General features: G+C 60.2%; 16 protein-coding genes and 3 pseudogenes. 12 read left to right on the top strand and 7 right to left on the bottom strand.

What is annotated here, in order from left to right:
• The first annotated feature begins 84 nt into the window (after window positions 1-84).
• Together WOC76_RS20255 and wrbA are read left to right on the top strand one after the other, a co-directional pair.
• The gene (locus WOC76_RS20255; protein WP_341101776.1) at window positions 85-951 is read left to right on the top strand and encodes a pirin family protein; all 867 of its coding nucleotides are present in this window, start codon (window positions 85-87) and stop codon (window positions 949-951) included.
• A gap of 67 nt (window positions 952-1,018) precedes the next feature.
• On the top strand, window positions 1,019-1,621 hold the full coding sequence (wrbA, locus tag WOC76_RS20250) for an NAD(P)H:quinone oxidoreductase (RefSeq protein ID WP_341101778.1): 603 nt from the start codon (window positions 1,019-1,021) through the stop codon (window positions 1,619-1,621).
• 812 nt (window positions 1,622-2,433) lie between these two features.
• Here wrbA and WOC76_RS20245 read toward each other — a convergent pair.
• Window positions 2,434-2,727, bottom strand: a complete 294-nt coding sequence (locus tag WOC76_RS20245) for an arginase family protein (RefSeq protein WP_341101781.1) — start codon at window positions 2,725-2,727, stop codon at window positions 2,434-2,436.
• A gap of 375 nt (window positions 2,728-3,102) precedes the next feature.
• On the opposite strand from WOC76_RS20245, the gene WOC76_RS20240 reads away from it, so the two are divergent.
• On the top strand, window positions 3,103-3,948 hold the full coding sequence (locus WOC76_RS20240; protein WP_341101782.1) for a prephenate dehydrogenase: 846 nt from the start codon (window positions 3,103-3,105) through the stop codon (window positions 3,946-3,948).
• Between the two features lie 30 nt (window positions 3,949-3,978).
• On the opposite strand, the gene WOC76_RS20235 is transcribed toward WOC76_RS20240, so the two are convergent.
• Window positions 3,979-4,941, bottom strand: a complete 963-nt coding sequence (locus tag WOC76_RS20235; RefSeq protein ID WP_341387495.1) for a helix-turn-helix domain-containing protein — start codon at window positions 4,939-4,941, stop codon at window positions 3,979-3,981.
• A 135-nt stretch (window positions 4,942-5,076) separates the two neighbouring features.
• Between WOC76_RS20235 and WOC76_RS20230 the strand changes: the two genes are divergently transcribed.
• Complete coding sequence (locus tag WOC76_RS20230) at window positions 5,077-5,763, top strand: cysteine hydrolase family protein (protein WP_341101783.1); 687 nt, start codon at window positions 5,077-5,079, stop codon at window positions 5,761-5,763.
• 122 nt (window positions 5,764-5,885) lie between these two features.
• On the opposite strand, the gene WOC76_RS20225 is transcribed toward WOC76_RS20230, so the two are convergent.
• Entirely contained in the window at window positions 5,886-6,530 is a 645-nt protein-coding gene (locus tag WOC76_RS20225; RefSeq protein ID WP_341101784.1) for a Vgb family protein, read from the bottom strand.
• A gap of 9 nt (window positions 6,531-6,539) precedes the next feature.
• Window positions 6,540-7,765, bottom strand: a pseudogene (locus WOC76_RS20220) (helix-turn-helix domain-containing protein).
• Window positions 7,766-7,904: 139 nt separating this feature from the next.
• Here WOC76_RS20220 and WOC76_RS20215 point away from each other — a divergent pair.
• From WOC76_RS20215 to WOC76_RS20205, 3 genes and pseudogenes are all read left to right on the top strand, one after another.
• Entirely contained in the window at window positions 7,905-8,621 is a 717-nt protein-coding gene (locus WOC76_RS20215; protein WP_445730558.1) for a DUF899 domain-containing protein, read from the top strand.
• Entirely contained in the window at window positions 8,618-8,857 is a 240-nt protein-coding gene (locus tag WOC76_RS20210; protein ID WP_341101786.1) for a hypothetical protein, read from the top strand. The genes WOC76_RS20215 and WOC76_RS20210 overlap by 4 nt, the downstream gene beginning before the upstream one ends.
• A pseudogene (locus WOC76_RS20205) lies at window positions 8,854-9,534 on the top strand (IS6 family transposase). Before WOC76_RS20210 ends, WOC76_RS20205 begins: the two are co-directional and overlap by 4 nt.
• A 75-nt stretch (window positions 9,535-9,609) precedes the next feature.
• On the opposite strand, the gene WOC76_RS20200 reads toward WOC76_RS20205, so the two are convergent.
• Window positions 9,610-10,779 (bottom strand): acyl-CoA dehydrogenase family protein, encoded by a 1,170-nt coding sequence (locus WOC76_RS20200; RefSeq protein WP_341101789.1) that lies wholly within the window; start codon window positions 10,777-10,779, stop codon window positions 9,610-9,612.
• A gap of 226 nt (window positions 10,780-11,005) precedes the next feature.
• On the opposite strand from WOC76_RS20200, the gene WOC76_RS20195 reads away from it, so the two are divergent.
• On the top strand, window positions 11,006-11,416 hold the full coding sequence (locus tag WOC76_RS20195) for a hypothetical protein (RefSeq protein ID WP_341431573.1): 411 nt from the start codon (window positions 11,006-11,008) through the stop codon (window positions 11,414-11,416).
• A gap of 689 nt (window positions 11,417-12,105) precedes the next feature.
• On the opposite strand, the gene WOC76_RS20190 is transcribed toward WOC76_RS20195, so the two are convergent.
• The gene (locus tag WOC76_RS20190) at window positions 12,106-12,417 is read right to left on the bottom strand and encodes a hypothetical protein (RefSeq protein ID WP_341101791.1); all 312 of its coding nucleotides are present in this window, start codon (window positions 12,415-12,417) and stop codon (window positions 12,106-12,108) included.
• Window positions 12,418-12,493: 76 nt separating this feature from the next.
• On the bottom strand, window positions 12,494-12,757 hold the full coding sequence (locus WOC76_RS20185; RefSeq protein WP_341101794.1) for a hypothetical protein: 264 nt from the start codon (window positions 12,755-12,757) through the stop codon (window positions 12,494-12,496).
• A gap of 107 nt (window positions 12,758-12,864) precedes the next feature.
• On the opposite strand from WOC76_RS20185, the gene WOC76_RS24380 reads away from it, so the two are divergent.
• From WOC76_RS24380 to WOC76_RS20175, 4 genes and pseudogenes are all read left to right on the top strand, one after another.
• Window positions 12,865-13,137: a helix-turn-helix domain-containing protein gene (locus tag WOC76_RS24380; RefSeq protein WP_445730545.1), complete on the top strand. Its 273-nt coding sequence runs from the start codon at window positions 12,865-12,867 to the stop codon at window positions 13,135-13,137.
• 237 nt (window positions 13,138-13,374) lie between these two features.
• Window positions 13,375-14,235: a sensor histidine kinase gene (locus WOC76_RS20180; RefSeq protein ID WP_341101796.1), complete on the top strand. Its 861-nt coding sequence runs from the start codon at window positions 13,375-13,377 to the stop codon at window positions 14,233-14,235.
• 305 nt (window positions 14,236-14,540) lie between these two features.
• Window positions 14,541-14,819 (top strand): annotated as a pseudogene (locus WOC76_RS24375) (hypothetical protein); the annotation flags it as partial.
• A partial coding sequence (locus tag WOC76_RS20175; RefSeq protein ID WP_341431572.1) for a hypothetical protein occupies window positions 14,785-15,032 on the top strand: 248 nt, incomplete at its 3' end. The pseudogene WOC76_RS24375 and the gene WOC76_RS20175, both read left to right, overlap by 35 nt.

Genomic DNA, 15,032 nt, shown 5'->3' with positions numbered 1-15,032 from the left:
GAGGTCAAGAATTGAGCTCTACTCAGGGAGACGTTCTATGGCCATACCTAAACCAGCAGGCCAAGTTGCCAAAAGGAACAAACCATGAGGAAAATTCTAGGCGTCTATTCCGCCCCTCGCCCGCATTGGGTTGGCGACGGCTTTCCCGTCCGCTCGCTGTTCTCGCACCAGACCCTGGGCGAGCATATCAGCCCCTTCCTGCTGCTCGATTACGCCGGTCCCCAAAGCTTTCCGCCGGCCGCGCAGCCGCGCGGCGTCGGCGAGCATCCGCACCGGGGTTTCGAGACCGTGACCATCGTCTATGACGGCGAGGTCGAGCATCGCGACTCGACGGGGGCGGGCGGCGTCATCGGCCCAGGCGACGTCCAGTGGATGACGGCGGCGTCGGGCATACTGCATGAGGAGTTCCATTCCCATGCGTTCACCGCCACGGGCGGCACGCTCGAAATGGTCCAGCTGTGGGTAAACCTGCCCGCCAAGGACAAAGGGACGAAGCCGGGCTATCAAGCCCTTCTCGACAAGGACATTCCTAATGTCGCCTTGCCGGAGGACGCGGGCTTCGTGCGGGTGATCGCCGGCGAGTATGGCGGCGAGAAAGGCCCCGCGCGGACCTTCACGCCGATTGATGTCTGGGACGTTCGCTTAAAGGCGGGCCACGGCACAGCGCTGACGCTGCCCGAAGGCCATAACTTTGGCGTCGTCGTCCTTGCCGGGACGATCGAGATCAACGGGACCCAGATCGCGCGCGAGGCGCAAATCGTGTTGCTCGACCGCACGGGCGGCGCAATCACGCTCGATGCCAATAGCGACGCGAAGCTGCTGATCCTTTCCGGCGAGCCGATCGCCGAGCCAATCGCGGCTTACGGTCCCTTCGTGATGAACACCAAGGACGAAATTCGGCAGGCGATTGCCGATTTCGAGGCCGGCCGTTTCGCGGGGATTTCGGCGTGATTCTTGGGCCGCGGGCCTTCCCGCTCGCGGCTCTTTTTGTTGAACGCAACAAGAAAGGCTTCAGCGCATGACCAAGGTTCTTATTCTTTATTATTCCAGCTACGGCCATATTGAAAAAATGGCGTCCGCTGTCGCGCAGGGCGTCCGCGAGACCGGCGCGGAAGCTGTGATCAAACGTGTGCCTGAGTTGGTCCCCGAAGAAATCGCCCGCAACAGCGGATTTCGGCTCGATCAGCCCGCGCCGCTCGCCAGCGTTGCCGAGCTTCCTGACTACGACGCTATCATCATTGGCGTTCCGACACGCTTCGGCAATATGCCGGCGCAGATGAAGAATTTTCTCGACCAGACTGGCGGGCTTTGGATAAAGGGCCAGCTCATCGGCAAAGTCGGCAGCGTGTTCACCTCGACCGCGACCCAACATGGCGGGCAGGAAAGCACCATTCTCTCGACGCATACGGTATTACTCCACCAAGGCATGGTGATCGTCGGGCTGCCTTATTCGTTCCAAGGGCAGATGGGCGTTCAGGACATGTCCGGCGGCTCGCCCTATGGCGCGACGACGATTGCCGCTGGCGACGGCTCGCGTCAGCCGTCCGAAAACGAGCTCGCCGGCGCGCGGTTTCAGGGCGCTCATGTCGCCTGCATCGCGGCGAAGCTGCGGGTCGCATAATGGCGGGAGCTCGTGGAGTTGTGCGGTCTTTCTTTGTTCCGATGCAGAGCTTTAAGGCGTTTCAGAACGGAAGGTCGGCTATAGAGATGTCCTAGCCGGTCATTCATGGGTAATTCATCATAAACTAGCCATCCTCGCCGAAAGCCACCGCGCCGCCACAATGCGGCTCGAAACGCCGGCAATCACGGCTTATCGGAGAGGATCACGTCCATGGACAAAAGAACGGTTGGCCTTGTCGGCGCCATTACGGCGTTGACCCCTCTCGCCGCCGAAGCTGCGCCACCGGCGAAAACGCTTGCCGAAGTCTTAACGCCACAGTCGTATGCCGAGCTGCTCCAGCCTATACCGAATGACTCGAATTGGCTTTGGCACAGTCGCTCAAATCCGAAACGATGATAAGCAGCCTGTCAGGAAAGCGGCGGACTGGAGGCGGGAGACCCGAGTCTCTTGCCTAAAAACGGCGACCGGCTAGTCGGACTCCCGGGCGCCGTCCTTTTGCATGTCGTCGGTGCGGCGACTGACCGCTCCAAACCGGGCCTTCCCGACAAAGCGATCCACCCCGAAATATGCGCCTAATCTCTTAAGGGTGTAAGCACCTGATTGATAGTCGGAATGCACGACACGTGTCGATTCGGCCTGATGCGTTTCTCGGAGAAGTGGCGACGCCCGAGCAGGAAAGAAGCTGGCCGTAGGGCTGTCGTGATAAGCGAAGTAGTACATTGCATCCGAAATGTATCGACCGCCGAGGAGTTCCTTTGAACTCCACAAAATTGAGGTTTCCACCTAATGAAACTCTGCGACGATAACCGAAGCTATGGATTAACGCTTTGGATCGTTAAGGATGTCAAATGCCGCTCACTGACCCTCTCAAAATTTCCCACGTCGGCGATGGGCAGGGCCGACGGGTCTACCCAATGCGGCGGGCGCCCGCCGCCGACGAGCATAGCGCTCGCGCGCCGGATCGCCTCGGGGCCAAACCGCGTCCCGGCGCGGTAGCTCACGCCAATATCGAGCGGGATCACGGCAACAGCGACAGCGCCGTCCGCGTCGCTCGGCGGCGTGGCCAGAAAGGTGGATCCCATGGCGAAAGTCGGCGCGTCGGTCATCTGGCTGCCTCCCTCCCCCTTCCGGGTTTCTTCATCCTGGGCGTGGGAAGGAGCATAATAGAAGGCAAGGGCGGCCGCGACCGGTCGGCAAGTGAGGGCGCGAAATCGTGAGAAAGGCGTTCAACTCGGGGAGAAGCTGACAAACCGCCAGCGACTCCGCCTCTTTGAGAACGAGTGATCGTGCGGTGGAAGTCTGTTGACATTTCGATAGAGGCGGCCTTAGTTGAGATATGGCTTTGTCTCCGTCCTCCTCAGGGTTCTATTACGCGCCGCTTTTTTAGCGGCGAGGTGCTTTGCCATCTTTCAACCGCTGCGTCGCTAGCGGTTGAACCCTGAGGGACGCCGTTGGCCTCGCATCTCTGCAGAGGTTCAACAGTGTCATCAAATAGGACGACCGCTTTCCACCCGTTCATTGGCGTCATTGGCTTTGGGGCGTTCGGGCGCTTGATGGCGCAGCACCTTAGCAAGCATTTCCGGGTGTACGCCTATGATCCGGTCCCGCCGCAAGGCGGCTCGGCGGAGATGTGCGGAGCCATGCTAACCGACCTCTCGACCGCCGCCAAATGCCCCGTAGTCATCATCGCGACGCCAGTTGACCGCCTTGAGGGAACGATTGAAGCGATCATCCCTCACCTGCGGCGGGGTGCGCTCGTGCTCGACGTCGGATCGGTCAAAAAGATTCCGGCCGAAATCATGAGGCGAAACCTCCCGGAGCAAGTTGAGATCGTAGCGACGCACCCGCTGTTCGGGCCGCAAAGCGCCCGCAATGGCATTAGGGGGCTAAAGATCGCTGTCTGCCCGATCCGTGGCCGGCGCGGCCGCCGGGTGGCCGCCTTCCTTCGAAAGGTTCTTGGCTTGCGCGTCATCATGACGACGCCCGATGCCCATGATCGAGAAGCCGCCATGGCCCAAGCGTTGATGCACCTCATTGCCAAAGCGCTCATTGAGATGGAGCCGCTACCTACACGCATGACGACAAGGAGTTTTGACTTGCTTATGGAAGCGGTCGACATGGTCCGTTACGATGCGCCAGAGGTTGTGCAAGCGATCGAAGGCTCCAATCCATACGTCGGGAAAGCTCGTAGGCGCTTCGTTCAACTTGTTTCTTCTCAAGCCAGGACTTTCTCGGCGCCCAATGAGGAGTCTATGCAATTTGGCAGCGGAGTAGTTAACTCGAATGCAAACGAGATAGAGCCTCAAGCATCGACGCGCGACGCCTGAGTTGCGTCAATCTCGCTTAACCTGTATCGTCTACGCCGCGCCTTTTGAGAATGACCTTCGATAATGCGTGGGTGAAAGCTTCAGACGTGAGGCAAAATGCTGACGCAGCGACGTTGCGGTCCCAAAGCCCGCGCGGAAGGCGATGACGTCGATCGTCTCATCCGTCGACTCAAGGAGCTGTTGCGCCAGCTCGATCCGTTGAAGAATCAACCAGTCGCTGAAGCTGGCGCCCATCGCTTTCCGGAAGCGACGCGTAAACGTCCGCCGAGTCAGACCTGCTGTCTCGGCCACACTGTCGAGATTATGCGGTTCGCTGAGCGTGGCGCGAACATTCTCCAGCGCCCGAGCGAAACGGTCAGTGGCGGGAGTCCTGGCGATTGGCCGTTCTATGAATTGGGCCTGTCCTCCCTGCCGGTGCGGCGACAGAACAATACGTCGAGCGAGGCGCAGCGCCGGCTCCGCACCATAGCGGGCCCGGACGATATGGAGACAGCAATCGAGCCCTGCGGCCACGCCCGCGGAGGTGACCACATCGCCGTTGTCCACGTAAAGCAGCTTGGGCTCAACGGCTATATCCGGATAGAGCTGGCTCAACTTCTCGGAAAAAGCCCAATGCGTGGTTGCCCGTCGTCCCGACAGTAATCCTGTCGCCGCAATGGCAAAGGCGCCGAGGCAAAGGCCCACCAGCAGCGCGCCTCTCGCATGCGCAAGGCGTAGCGCCTCCACCAGGGTCGGTGGCGGGGGCTCATCAAGTTCACGCCAGCTTGGCAGGATGATTATGTCTGCGCCTCCAAGTCCCGTGAGAGTGTGTCGCGTGGTCAGCGTCAGCCCTGCTTCGGTCCGGATCGGACCCTCTTCCAGAGCGCAGACGCGGAAATCGAAGCGCGGTAAGCCGAGTTGCGTTTGGTCCTCACCAAACACCAAGCACGGTACCGATAGATGGAAAGGGCTGATAGCCTCGAAGGCGACAACAGCGACGATCGGATCGGTCATGCGGACTCCCGAAGACGGGCAAAAAAGACGGGCAAAATGTCCCGATTCTTTCGAACGATGTCAATCGGGTCAGTTTCGCATATCGTCGCCCCTCCTATTCTGAGACTCGCCGCGCCGAATCCGGTAGGAGACAAAATGACCATCGCACCTGTCCGCAATTTATCAACGCGTCGCGCCCTAATCGTTATCGATGTTCAGAACGACTACGACGGCGGAGAACTGGCTATTCAAAGTCCGCCCTTCCGCGACAGCGTCGAAAACCTGGCGCGCGCCATGGATGTGGCGTCAGCGGCGGGCGTCAAGATCGTTGTCGTCAAGCAATTGGCGCCGGAGAGCAGCCTAATTTTCGCCAACGGAAGCCGTGGCGGCGAGATTCATGCCGAGATCGCCAAGCGACCGCATGATCATTACGTGGAAAAATTGCTGCCAAGCGCGTTCACCGGCACCGACCTTGAGCAATGGCTGCGAGCGAATGCGATCGATACAGTGACAATAGTGGGTTACATGACGCACAATTGCATTCTCTCGACCATCGTACACGCCTTGCATTTGGACTTCGCAGTGGAGTTTTTGTCGGACGCAGCAGGGTCGGTTTCCTATGCGAACAGTGCAGGCTACGCCTCAGCTGAGGATATTCACCGAGTCGTATGCATCGTCCTGCAATCGCGGTTCGCCGCTGTCCTGAAAACTGCGGAATGGACCACTTGCCTCGGAACAAATTCTCTTCCCGAGCGCGACGATATCTACACGTCGTACCGGCAAGCAATGGCGCGGGAGGCGGGGCGGAGAACGGAGATCCTCTCCAAGACGGAGATTGTCTGAACAGCAGGCCGGCGACCGCCACAACTCTCCAGATAGAAATTGAACCTTTGTAAGTGGTTGTCTCGATCAGCGGAGGGCGCGTGTCGCCATTGGACCACCGGTAGTAGTCAATAATCCTTAGGCTACTCTGGTGCTTTGGTGGTCCGGCGGACGGCTCTCACCTTGCCGCTGCTTCCGCCTCCGCAAAAGAACAGATCGCCGCCATTGGATTCAAGCCCCGATACGACGACGCCACGCGGCATCTCGATCCGTTCCCGCACCTCTCCCGTTTGTGGATCAATGCGTCTTAGATCACTCTCGCCATCCTCCCAGGTGCCGTGCCACATCTCGCCGTCGACCCATGTGACGCCGGTGACGAAGCGATTGGATTCGATGGTGCGAAGGATCACTCCGGTCTCCGGGACGATCTGATGGATTTTCCGCTCCCGATACTGGCCGACCCATAGTGTGCCTTCGGCCCAGGCAAGTCCCGAGTCACCACCGCCGCCGGGAGCCGGAATCGTGGCGAACACGCGGCCGGTTTTCGGGTCGATCTTCTCGATGCGGCTCTCGGCGATCTGGAACAGATGCTCGCCGTCGAACGCGGTGCCTGCATGCCCAGCGACATCGTGCGAGCGCAGCTTCTTGCCGCTCTCCGGATCGAAGGCGTTCAGCCGGTTGCCAGATGCGAACCAGACATGCTTGCCATTGAACGAGACCCCGTGGACCTGTTCGGCCTCGGGGAAGGGCCCGTATTCGCGAACCATCTTTGCCTTTGAAGTTTTCATTCTTCCATCCTAGTCGGCCGGGAGCGGAGCAGGGAGTAACAAGGTTGTCGCGAATCCCGGGAGCGGCGGGGTCATCCAGCGCAGCGCCCGCCCGCGGCCGAATGCCTGTGCCTTTCCCGCCGCAGCAAGTTCCTTGAGGGCGCGCTGCACGGTGCGCTGGCTGGCGCCGAGTGCGAGTGCGAGTGCGAGCGCCGAGCCCGACCATGACTCCCCGTCTGCCAGAAAGGCGAGCGCCGCCGCGTGCCGTTCTTCAACCGGTCGCGCCAACACGATGACCTCGCGCGCGCCCTGCGGAGCGAGCGCGAATCCTCGTTTCGTCGCGTTCACGCGGGCGACCGCCCGAAGCAGCCTCCGCAGCCGCCCGATCTCGACTCTCAACCGCGCGCGATGGGATTCGTCGGCGTGCTTCGCGCCGAAGGCGTTAATAAGCAGCACATCCCGGGGCACGTCCCCGGGCCATGCCTCGCCAAGCACGCGCGCGAGCGCAAACAGCACGGGACGCTTTGCAAGCGGCACGATCATGTTTCGCTCGCGCACGAGATTGCGGCAAGCGTCGATGACATGCGCATCCGATGCGAACAGCGCCTCGACTTCTTCTAGCAGGAGAGCGCGCTCCTCGCCGCGCGCGATCAGCCGCGCCACAGGCGTTTTCAGGACAGCGAGCGCTTGTTCGACCTCCGCCGCGAGCGCCGGAATGCGCGCCCAGCGCGCGGCTTCCTCGGCGCGGATGAGGGTTGCGTGCGCCGCCCTTGCGCGGACGCGCCGCATGGAGACCCCGGCGACCGCGAGCTCATGTATCGTGCGCAGCGCAGGCGTTATGCCCGAGAGATCGAACTGCGCGAGCCTGTGCTCGGCCTCGTCGAGGCGCCCGATCAGGAGAAGGCGCCGGGCCTCGAGATAGCGCGCATGGGCGGCGTTCGCGCTGTCGCCATACGCTTCGAGAGTCTTCAATGCCACGGCGAGCGTCTTCGTGGGCCAGGTGAGGTCGCGCGAAGCAAGCGCGATCTCAGCCTCGGCGACGACGCATCTCGCGCGAGCGACCGCCTCTCGCGGGCCGAAGGCGTCGGCTGCTCGCCGCATTAGCGCCTTCGCGCAGTTAAGGTCGCCGAGCTGGGCCATGGCGATGCCGCGAAGCGCGAGCGCCGCCGCGTCATCGCGAAGCGCCACTCTGTTCAGCCGCCGAGGGGGTCGCCCATCGCGAGCGCCCGCGCCGCCGCTGTGATCAGCGAGTCCACCGAAATCCCGTCACACTTGTAACTCCCAGGAAGCCCGAGTCCGGTCCTAGTCTAACTCACATCGGTTCGGTTACGGAGATTGACGATGACGACACACAAGACCGGCACGCGCTAACAGTGGCTCGCGGCGCGGCTCGAGCTGCTTGACGCCGAAAAGGCGGCGACGCGGCAGAGCGATGAACTCGCGCGGCGCCGCCAGGAACTGCCTTGGGTCCGCGTGGAAAAGGACTATCGGTTCGACATCGACGAAGGGAAGGCTTCGCTTGCGGATCTCTTCCGGGGGCGCTCGCAGCTCTTCGTCTATCACTTCATGTTCGGGCCGGACTACAAAGCGGGTTGCATTTCCTGCTCATCGATTGCCGACGGCTTCAACGGCATCGCGGTGCATCTCGTCAACCACGACGTGATGCTCTGGGCGACATCGCGTGCGCCGCTTCCGAAGCTGCAGGCGTTCAAACAGCGGATGGGCTGGACTTTTCCTTGGGCGTCATCGGAGGACGGCGACTTCAACTACGATTTCAACGTCTCGATTACCGAGGAGCAGCAGCGCAACGGCGGCAGTGAATACAATTTCCGTCGCGGCGACCACGCGATGACCGAGACGACACTTCCGCCCGTCGTGATCGAGAACGCGGTCATGGCCGGCGCCGAACCGATCGCCTACGTGCGCGAGCGGCCGGGCCTCAGCGCTTTCGTTCTCGAGGACGGCGTCGTCTATCACAGCTATTCGACCTACGCCCGCGGACTGGACGGGCTCTGGGGCATGTACCAGTGGCTCGACCGCGCCCCCAGAGGGCGCAACGAAGATGGCGTCTGGTGGCGTCACCACGACAGTTATGAGCAGGTGACGCGATGATCGCCTCCGGCAATGAAACCGAGCGCCGCAGCCATGCGGCGGCGCTCGGCGCGGCTGGTTGGCTCGGCCTTGCAGCCGCGCCGACTTTTGCCGTCATGGCGCTGCTCACAGGGATCCATGATGGCAGCATGCCGGATATGCTCTGCTCGGCGACGCGGGATGCATCGCCGCTGACCGGAATGGTCCCTTGGTTAAGCTGTGGGTCCACCCGGCAACGCTTAGATTGGCCCCCATGATCGACTTCAAAGGACACCGCTTCGAAAAGGACATCATCCTGCTTTGTGTCCGCTGGTACCTCGCCTATCCTCTCAGCTACCGGAACCTAGAGAAATGATGCTCGAACGCGGCGTTAAGGTTGACCATTCCAACATTTACCGCTGGGTCCAGAAATTCACGCCGCAGTTAGAGGCCGCCTTCCGGAAAGGCGAGAAGCGCGCGGTCGGCAACAGCTGGCGGATGGACGAGACCTACATCAAGGTCAACGGCCAGTGGAAATACCTCTACCGCGCCGTCGACAAGCAGGGGAACACCATCGATTTCTTGTTGGCAGCCTACCGCGATAAGAAAGCCGCTCTGCGTTTTTTCAAGAAAGCGGTCGGGCAACACGGCCTGCCGGAAAAGATTACGATCGACAAGAGCGACGCCAATGCGGCAGCCATCGAGGCGCTCAAGGAGGAAACCGGTCAAGAGATCGAGATGCGGCAAATCAAATACCTGAATAACATCGTCGAACAGGACCACCGAGTCGTCAAGCGAGTGGTGCGGCTGGCGCTTGGTTTCAATTCTTTTCACTCGGCCCGAACCACCTTGCAAGGCATCGAACTCATGCACATGATCAACAAAGGCCAGATAGTTTCCGACACGAGCAGAAGTCTCTCCGCCGGCAGAACAGTTTTATTCATTGGCCGCCTGAAATGCTCCGAGGAGCACCCGGACCCATGCTCTAATGAAATTAACGCAACACAGCCAAATATTGAGCCGGCGACTGTCAGAAGGCAAAGAACGGCCAGTCAGGCGCGAGCCCCAGCATAATCTGCCCCACCGGCAGCAACTTGGCGGAGTTGATGAAGCCATGCTGGGTGATGACGTGAATGTCGCGGAAATGGCGGGAGAAGCTGTATTCATCACGCACGCCTGACGCGCCAACGATCTCGTGGACAATGTCGACGGCGGCCGCAGCTTCGAGCATGGCGTGGGTCATTGCGAGCTGCATTTTCGCCTTCAGCTCAATGTCGATGGGGCATCCGGCGACGGCTTCCGCATACGCCTCCTCGAATGTCTGGTAGAAAAAGGCGCGACCGCCGCTGAGCTTTGCTTCGGCGCGCGCGAGTTGCGACTGCGCGAGGCCATGAACCTTCAGCGTCTTGGCGCCGAACGCTGGGGTCTTCGCCTTTATGAGTTCGATGGCCTCGTCGATCGCGGCGCGGGCAATGCCCAGCGCCGGCGGCGTGAGGGCCGCAATCGCCGGCCATACCGTGAGACGATAGAGGGGCCCCCCATAGGCGCTTCCCGGCTTTTGCAACGGCGCCCATGGGACGGCCCAGTGCGCGGGAATGAACGCGTCCTTCATTTCAACGTCGTGACTGCCGGTGCCGCGCATGCCGATGACGTTCCAATTGTCGATGATTTCGGCGTCTTTCGCGGGGCAGGCGACCAGGAGAGTTTCGGGCGCGCCGTCAGCGCCCCGGCGCAGCTCGCCATTTTCGAATATGTTGGCGTAGCCAAGATACACTGTCGCCTGATGTGCGCCGCTGACAAAAGGGGTTCGGCCCGACAGGAGATAGCCTCCCTCGACGGGAACAGCCTGGCGCGCCGGTTGCTGGCCGCCGACGGCGACGGCGTCGCCCCCGGATATTTCGCGCGCGGCGGCGTCGCCGAACCAGGGCCCGAACAGATCGTGGGCGATGGAAACCTGCAGATTCCAGCTCGCCGCGCTGTCGATGCGGCCTAACTCCTCGATCACGCGGAAAGCCGTAAGAGGATCGACTTCGAGTCCGCCGAGCGCTTTCGGCCGCCATAGCTGATAAAGACCCGCCTCTCGCATCGCGGCGGCCGCCGGCGCCGACAGTCTGCGATCACGCTCGGCGGCCGCCGCATTCTCTCGAATGACCGGCTCAATCTGTCGAACGGCGTCCAAGATTGAATCGATATGTCCCATAGGGCGCTTCCCGCTATTGCAATGTCAAATGCTCGCTTGCCCAGAGCCTGGGCGAAGCTACGGTCTTTTTAAATTGAATTGAGATCGAGGCGGCGCGGCCAATTGCCGCTCCACTTGCACGTCCCCAGCTACGCCTCACAGCTTCGCCAAGCGAGGGGCAAGCTCATGACCCTGGTTGTAAAAACGCGCGAGTAAGTTACAATTCCCTCGTCGCTCGATGGGGAAGATGACGGGACGTTTTTTAGAAGGCGCCGATCGATCCCAACTGACGCTCTTGGCAGAACGCCTGGACGACCGGGTAGGCGGTCCCGTCGCGAAGGTGGTTGAAATTTGGTTGGCGTGGTCTCCGGGTTACCTAACCCAAACGATTCCCCTGGTGGAGCGACGGAGGGGAGGCCATGCCATGAAGAAAAATACCATGAAGACGGCGGCTGTTGCCGGTCAGACCGTCAGATTGGCCGGACTCCACCTACAAGAAGGCAGAATGCACTTCTTCGCAGGACTCTTCCACCGTGACAGGCTGTTCCCCAGGGAAGAATTTCAGGTCAACGAGCCAACGTTCACCCTTGGGAAACAGCATCGAAACGAAACGATCCATCTCCCTCCTCAAAGGTGCGCCGTTTCTTCCTGCCCTTAATGACCATCTTGGGGCTTTTCGGGCAATGGCGGTGCTCATAACGGCGTTTGGAGACGGGTCTCGGACTATTTCCGAAATAGCCAATTACGTTAAGCTTCCAGAGCATTATGTTGATCCCTGGCTACGTCACGGCGACGAAATCGAGCGGGCACTTTTGCGCTGACCTCAGGTTCTAGCTATTTTGGAGCCAGCGTCGTCGCGGTCCATCAAAAACCAAAAAACGCCCAGCCGATACATCCATGGTAGGGGCGTTTCTCTTGTCGGCGAAGTCTGTCGGCTTGTGGAAAGCCTAAGCGGCTGATTTCATAAAAGCAAGACGGTGTGCAGGCAGCACTTTAGTTGGTTGCAAGTGGCGCCGCGGCGACCGCGATCAATACCTTCGCTATCTTGAGGCCGAAGAGCATTACGATAGCCACGCCCATGGCGGTGAGTATGATCTGGCCGAAGGGATTATCTATTGAGGCTTATCCTGGTCGCGCCACAGGAAGAATAGCTGGCGGTGATCATTACGAAGACAAGCGACGCACGCGCCAGCGCGCCTACGGGCACCGCTTGGAGAGCTTCCCCGCCTGATCTTCGCCGCCTGCCATGCCGGGGAAAGCAGCGGCCAAAGGTCCACCCCAGCCCGAGGCGCTGACCGTCACGGAAGCGTTTCTAGGCGTCACACATGATCGCGCGCCGATCGTAGGTCATAGCGCACTCGGCGGTAATGCATCCAAGTGCTCGCGCACCCACGCGAAGCCAGCCGCAATATCCTCGCGTGTGAGGCCGCGTTGCTCCTTCCGTTTGGGCCGCTCGGCTTTAGCGCTGCGGGGCTCACAGCATACGAGGCCAAGGCCCTTAACCGCGTCGTCGGCGAGCTCTTCGTTGGTCTTATAGGCGAGAATGGTGGCCATCTGCTTTTGCCATTTTAAGGCGCTCTCTGATAGCCACGTCGCTGCAATGGCCCGGCACAAATCGTCGGACGATTGGTAAAGCTTCGTCTGGAACTCATAGGCCATATCGCCTTCCCGATTATTCTGCCGCTACTTTGGAAGATGGCCACCTGCTCGGAAACCTCCAGCCCCCGCGCTTGTCCTACGGCGCGCGTCTTGCCTTCGTCGCCCGGTAGAAGGCGGACCACGCCGCCCATTCCCGGCTTCCGGCTTCGATCCGACGAGACGGGCTCGCGAGCAGGGCGAGGGCGTTCTTTGCGTCCTCGTCATCGATCTCAGCGCCGCTGATGGCCAGTTCCAACGCTTTGGCCGCGCGGTGCGTCTCAAATAGCCGCCCGGGCAAGGCGAAGCACAGGGTGGCGAATGGGGCGGCGGCAATGAGGGTAGCGGCTGTTTTCCAAGGCATGGGATGGCTCCGCTGTTCGCGGAAAACGGTGGTTTCCGCGTGTCTGGTCTCTGGATTGAGTGACAGCTTTTATGTTAACAGGATTTGTGTAAAAGGATACACAAAACATGTCAACAGAATTTGTGTCGATATCTCCAGAGCAGCTTCGAGCCGCAAGGGGACTGCTAAATTGGTCTAGGACCGACCTCGCGAGCGCCGCCGGTGTTTCGGCTGAAACAGTCAACCGGGCAGAAGGGCTTCGGAAAGATCAGGCGAGCGCCGGCGCGATGGCCAAATTACGCGCCGCCCTGGAGGCGGCGGGCGTCGAGTTTATCCCTGAGAACGGCGGCGGCTCGGGCGTGAGGCTGAGGAAGGCGCGGGCGGATATGAGGGCGCGATGAGGTAGCTCACCGCTGGCCGCCGCAACGCTGGCTCCCCCCAGCACCGCTTCTATCGTTCGCTGCGAGAGGTCTGCTTATCATGAAGATGACCGCAACCAACAAGGTGCTACCTTTGGTAAAATGGCTTCTTGTCGCTTCGGTATTCGCCCTCGACTTAGTAATCCCAGCAAACATAATGGTTCCTTTTCTCTACGCTTTCGTGCTGCTTCTATTCTTGGCCAGGACGGAGAGCGGCGGATGATGTGGGCCATGGCTCTCACCAGCGTCGTTCTTGTGCCGCTCGCCGGCGTTATTGGCTCTCCATCGACAACAGAGTCGGCGCATTCTGTCATGTGGACTAACCGTGCCTTTGTAACCATGGGCATATTAGCCACTGCCTTCATAATCGATAAACGCCAACAGGCCGACCACGAATTGCGAGAGGCGATACGTGCCCGGGACATATATCTTATGACGCTCGCTCATGAACTTCGAAACCCGCTTGCGACTCTCCGCAATAGTCTCGCCGTTATGCAGAGGACCGGCGTCAATGCGCCCGGAAGCCTGCTCGAAATCATGGACCGGCAGGCAACCAGTCTTGTCAGATTGGTTGATGACTTACTGGAAGTCTCTCGCATCAAAGGTGGGAAGATTGACCTACGCCCTGAGCTGGTTGATTTATCTCAGATTGTTCGGAGTGCAGTGGAAGCCAATAAGCCGTCAATTGAACAAGCTGGCCAAAGTGTTCTCTTCACCACTGAGCCAGAGACGCCCACAATTCAAGCGGACCCGGTCCGTCTATCCCAAGTCTTCACCAATCTTCTCGACAAGGCCTCTAAGTTCACCCCGGCAGGCGGCTGCATCGATGTGTCTATCAAGCATCAAGGTGATTACCTTGTAACCACGGTTCGAGATGATGGGCGGGGCATTTCTCCAGAGGCTCTGCCGACCATATTCGAGTTATTCAAGCAGGCAGAAGACTCAATATGTCCATCGGGACTGGGCATCGGCCTCGCCCTTGTGAAGCAGATTGTCGAGCTTCATCATGGATTCATTGAAACTCGGAGTGACGGCGTTGATAAAGGCAGTGAGTTTATCATTAGCCTTCCAGTAGCATGACGCCAGGGCACGATACACAGATGCCCGGCAGATACCCAGCTTCTTGGCAATAGCTGACACGCCCAAGCCGCCTCCGAGGAAACTGCAAAACGGCGCGTAGACGAAACTCTTCCGGAAATGGTCGCAAGTCTAAATAGAGATATAGGTTCTGAGTTAAGAAATGGGCGGCCGGCGCGAGAACCGCGGAAGCGTGTGCGTCAGAATTCCGGGTTTCAGTGGCTGTGGCGGAAATTCGTATCCGAGAGATTGGATTCAGAAAAAGCGCCTAAGAAGAGGCGGACCTCAAATGCTACCCCTGGTTCGTCGCCAAGGATGTCTGCGAGACGCTCCGGCTCGGCAACGTCAGCATGGCTGTCGAGAGGCTGGATCAAGACGAGAGGGGTTCCATCAGTTTAACTGGGAGAACTCCTGCCGATGGAAACCCGAACGTCCTTACCGTCTCCGAGTCCGGCCGTTACGCCCTCGTCCTGCGCTGCCGGGGCGCTATGACGCCAGATCCCTTTGCGCCGCCTTCGCGCCGAGCGCCGGGCCGGGCAGCTGCTTTCCGAAATGGAGAAGGCGAAGCCGAACCCATCCGGCGCTAATCAGCACACGAAGGGAGAAGTTCGGTCCACCAATGGAACCGAACCTCATACCCTTTACGAGATGGGGATCAGCAAGAAGCAATCCTCGAACTGGCAGCGCCGTGCCGCAGTTCTGCCGGCGGGTAGGTGCCTGGGATGGTCGTGGATGGACGGCTCGACAACGGCCAAGAAGGCGAGCCGTCCCGACGGCGGAATGGGTCGGGCTATCATCCC

Origin of the sequence: Methylocystis sp. IM3, from assembly GCF_038070105.1 — a bacterium.
Taxonomy (GTDB): Bacteria; Pseudomonadota; Alphaproteobacteria; order Rhizobiales; family Beijerinckiaceae; genus Methylocystis.
This window is presented reverse-complemented; position numbering and strand designations above follow the sequence as displayed.

Bases quoted from the DNA above. Each gene is read 5' to 3' on its own strand.
- WOC76_RS20230 (WP_341101783.1), top strand. From the start codon at position 5,077: ATGACCATCGCACCTGTCCGCAATTTATCAACGCGTCGCGCCCTAATC.
- WOC76_RS20185 (WP_341101794.1), bottom strand. From the start codon at position 12,757: ATGCCTTGGAAAACAGCCGCTACCCTCATTGCCGCCGCCCCATTCGCC.
- WOC76_RS20255 (WP_341101776.1), top strand. From the start codon at position 85: ATGAGGAAAATTCTAGGCGTCTATTCCGCCCCTCGCCCGCATTGGGTT.
- WOC76_RS20200 (WP_341101789.1), bottom strand. From the start codon at position 10,779: ATGGGACATATCGATTCAATCTTGGACGCCGTTCGACAGATTGAGCCG.
- WOC76_RS24380 (WP_445730545.1), top strand. From the start codon at position 12,865: ATGTCAACAGAATTTGTGTCGATATCTCCAGAGCAGCTTCGAGCCGCA.
- WOC76_RS20235 (WP_341387495.1), bottom strand. From the start codon at position 4,941: ATGACCGATCCGATCGTCGCTGTTGTCGCCTTCGAGGCTATCAGCCCT.
- WOC76_RS20225 (WP_341101784.1), bottom strand. From the start codon at position 6,530: ATGAAAACTTCAAAGGCAAAGATGGTTCGCGAATACGGGCCCTTCCCC.
- WOC76_RS20210 (WP_341101786.1), top strand. From the start codon at position 8,618: ATGATCGCCTCCGGCAATGAAACCGAGCGCCGCAGCCATGCGGCGGCG.
- WOC76_RS20180 (WP_341101796.1), top strand. From the start codon at position 13,375: ATGATGTGGGCCATGGCTCTCACCAGCGTCGTTCTTGTGCCGCTCGCC.
- WOC76_RS20190 (WP_341101791.1), bottom strand. From the start codon at position 12,417: ATGGCCTATGAGTTCCAGACGAAGCTTTACCAATCGTCCGACGATTTG.
- wrbA (WP_341101778.1), top strand. From the start codon at position 1,019: ATGACCAAGGTTCTTATTCTTTATTATTCCAGCTACGGCCATATTGAA.
- WOC76_RS20195 (WP_341431573.1), top strand. From the start codon at position 11,006: ATGACGGGACGTTTTTTAGAAGGCGCCGATCGATCCCAACTGACGCTC.
- WOC76_RS20245 (WP_341101781.1), bottom strand. From the start codon at position 2,727: ATGACCGACGCGCCGACTTTCGCCATGGGATCCACCTTTCTGGCCACG.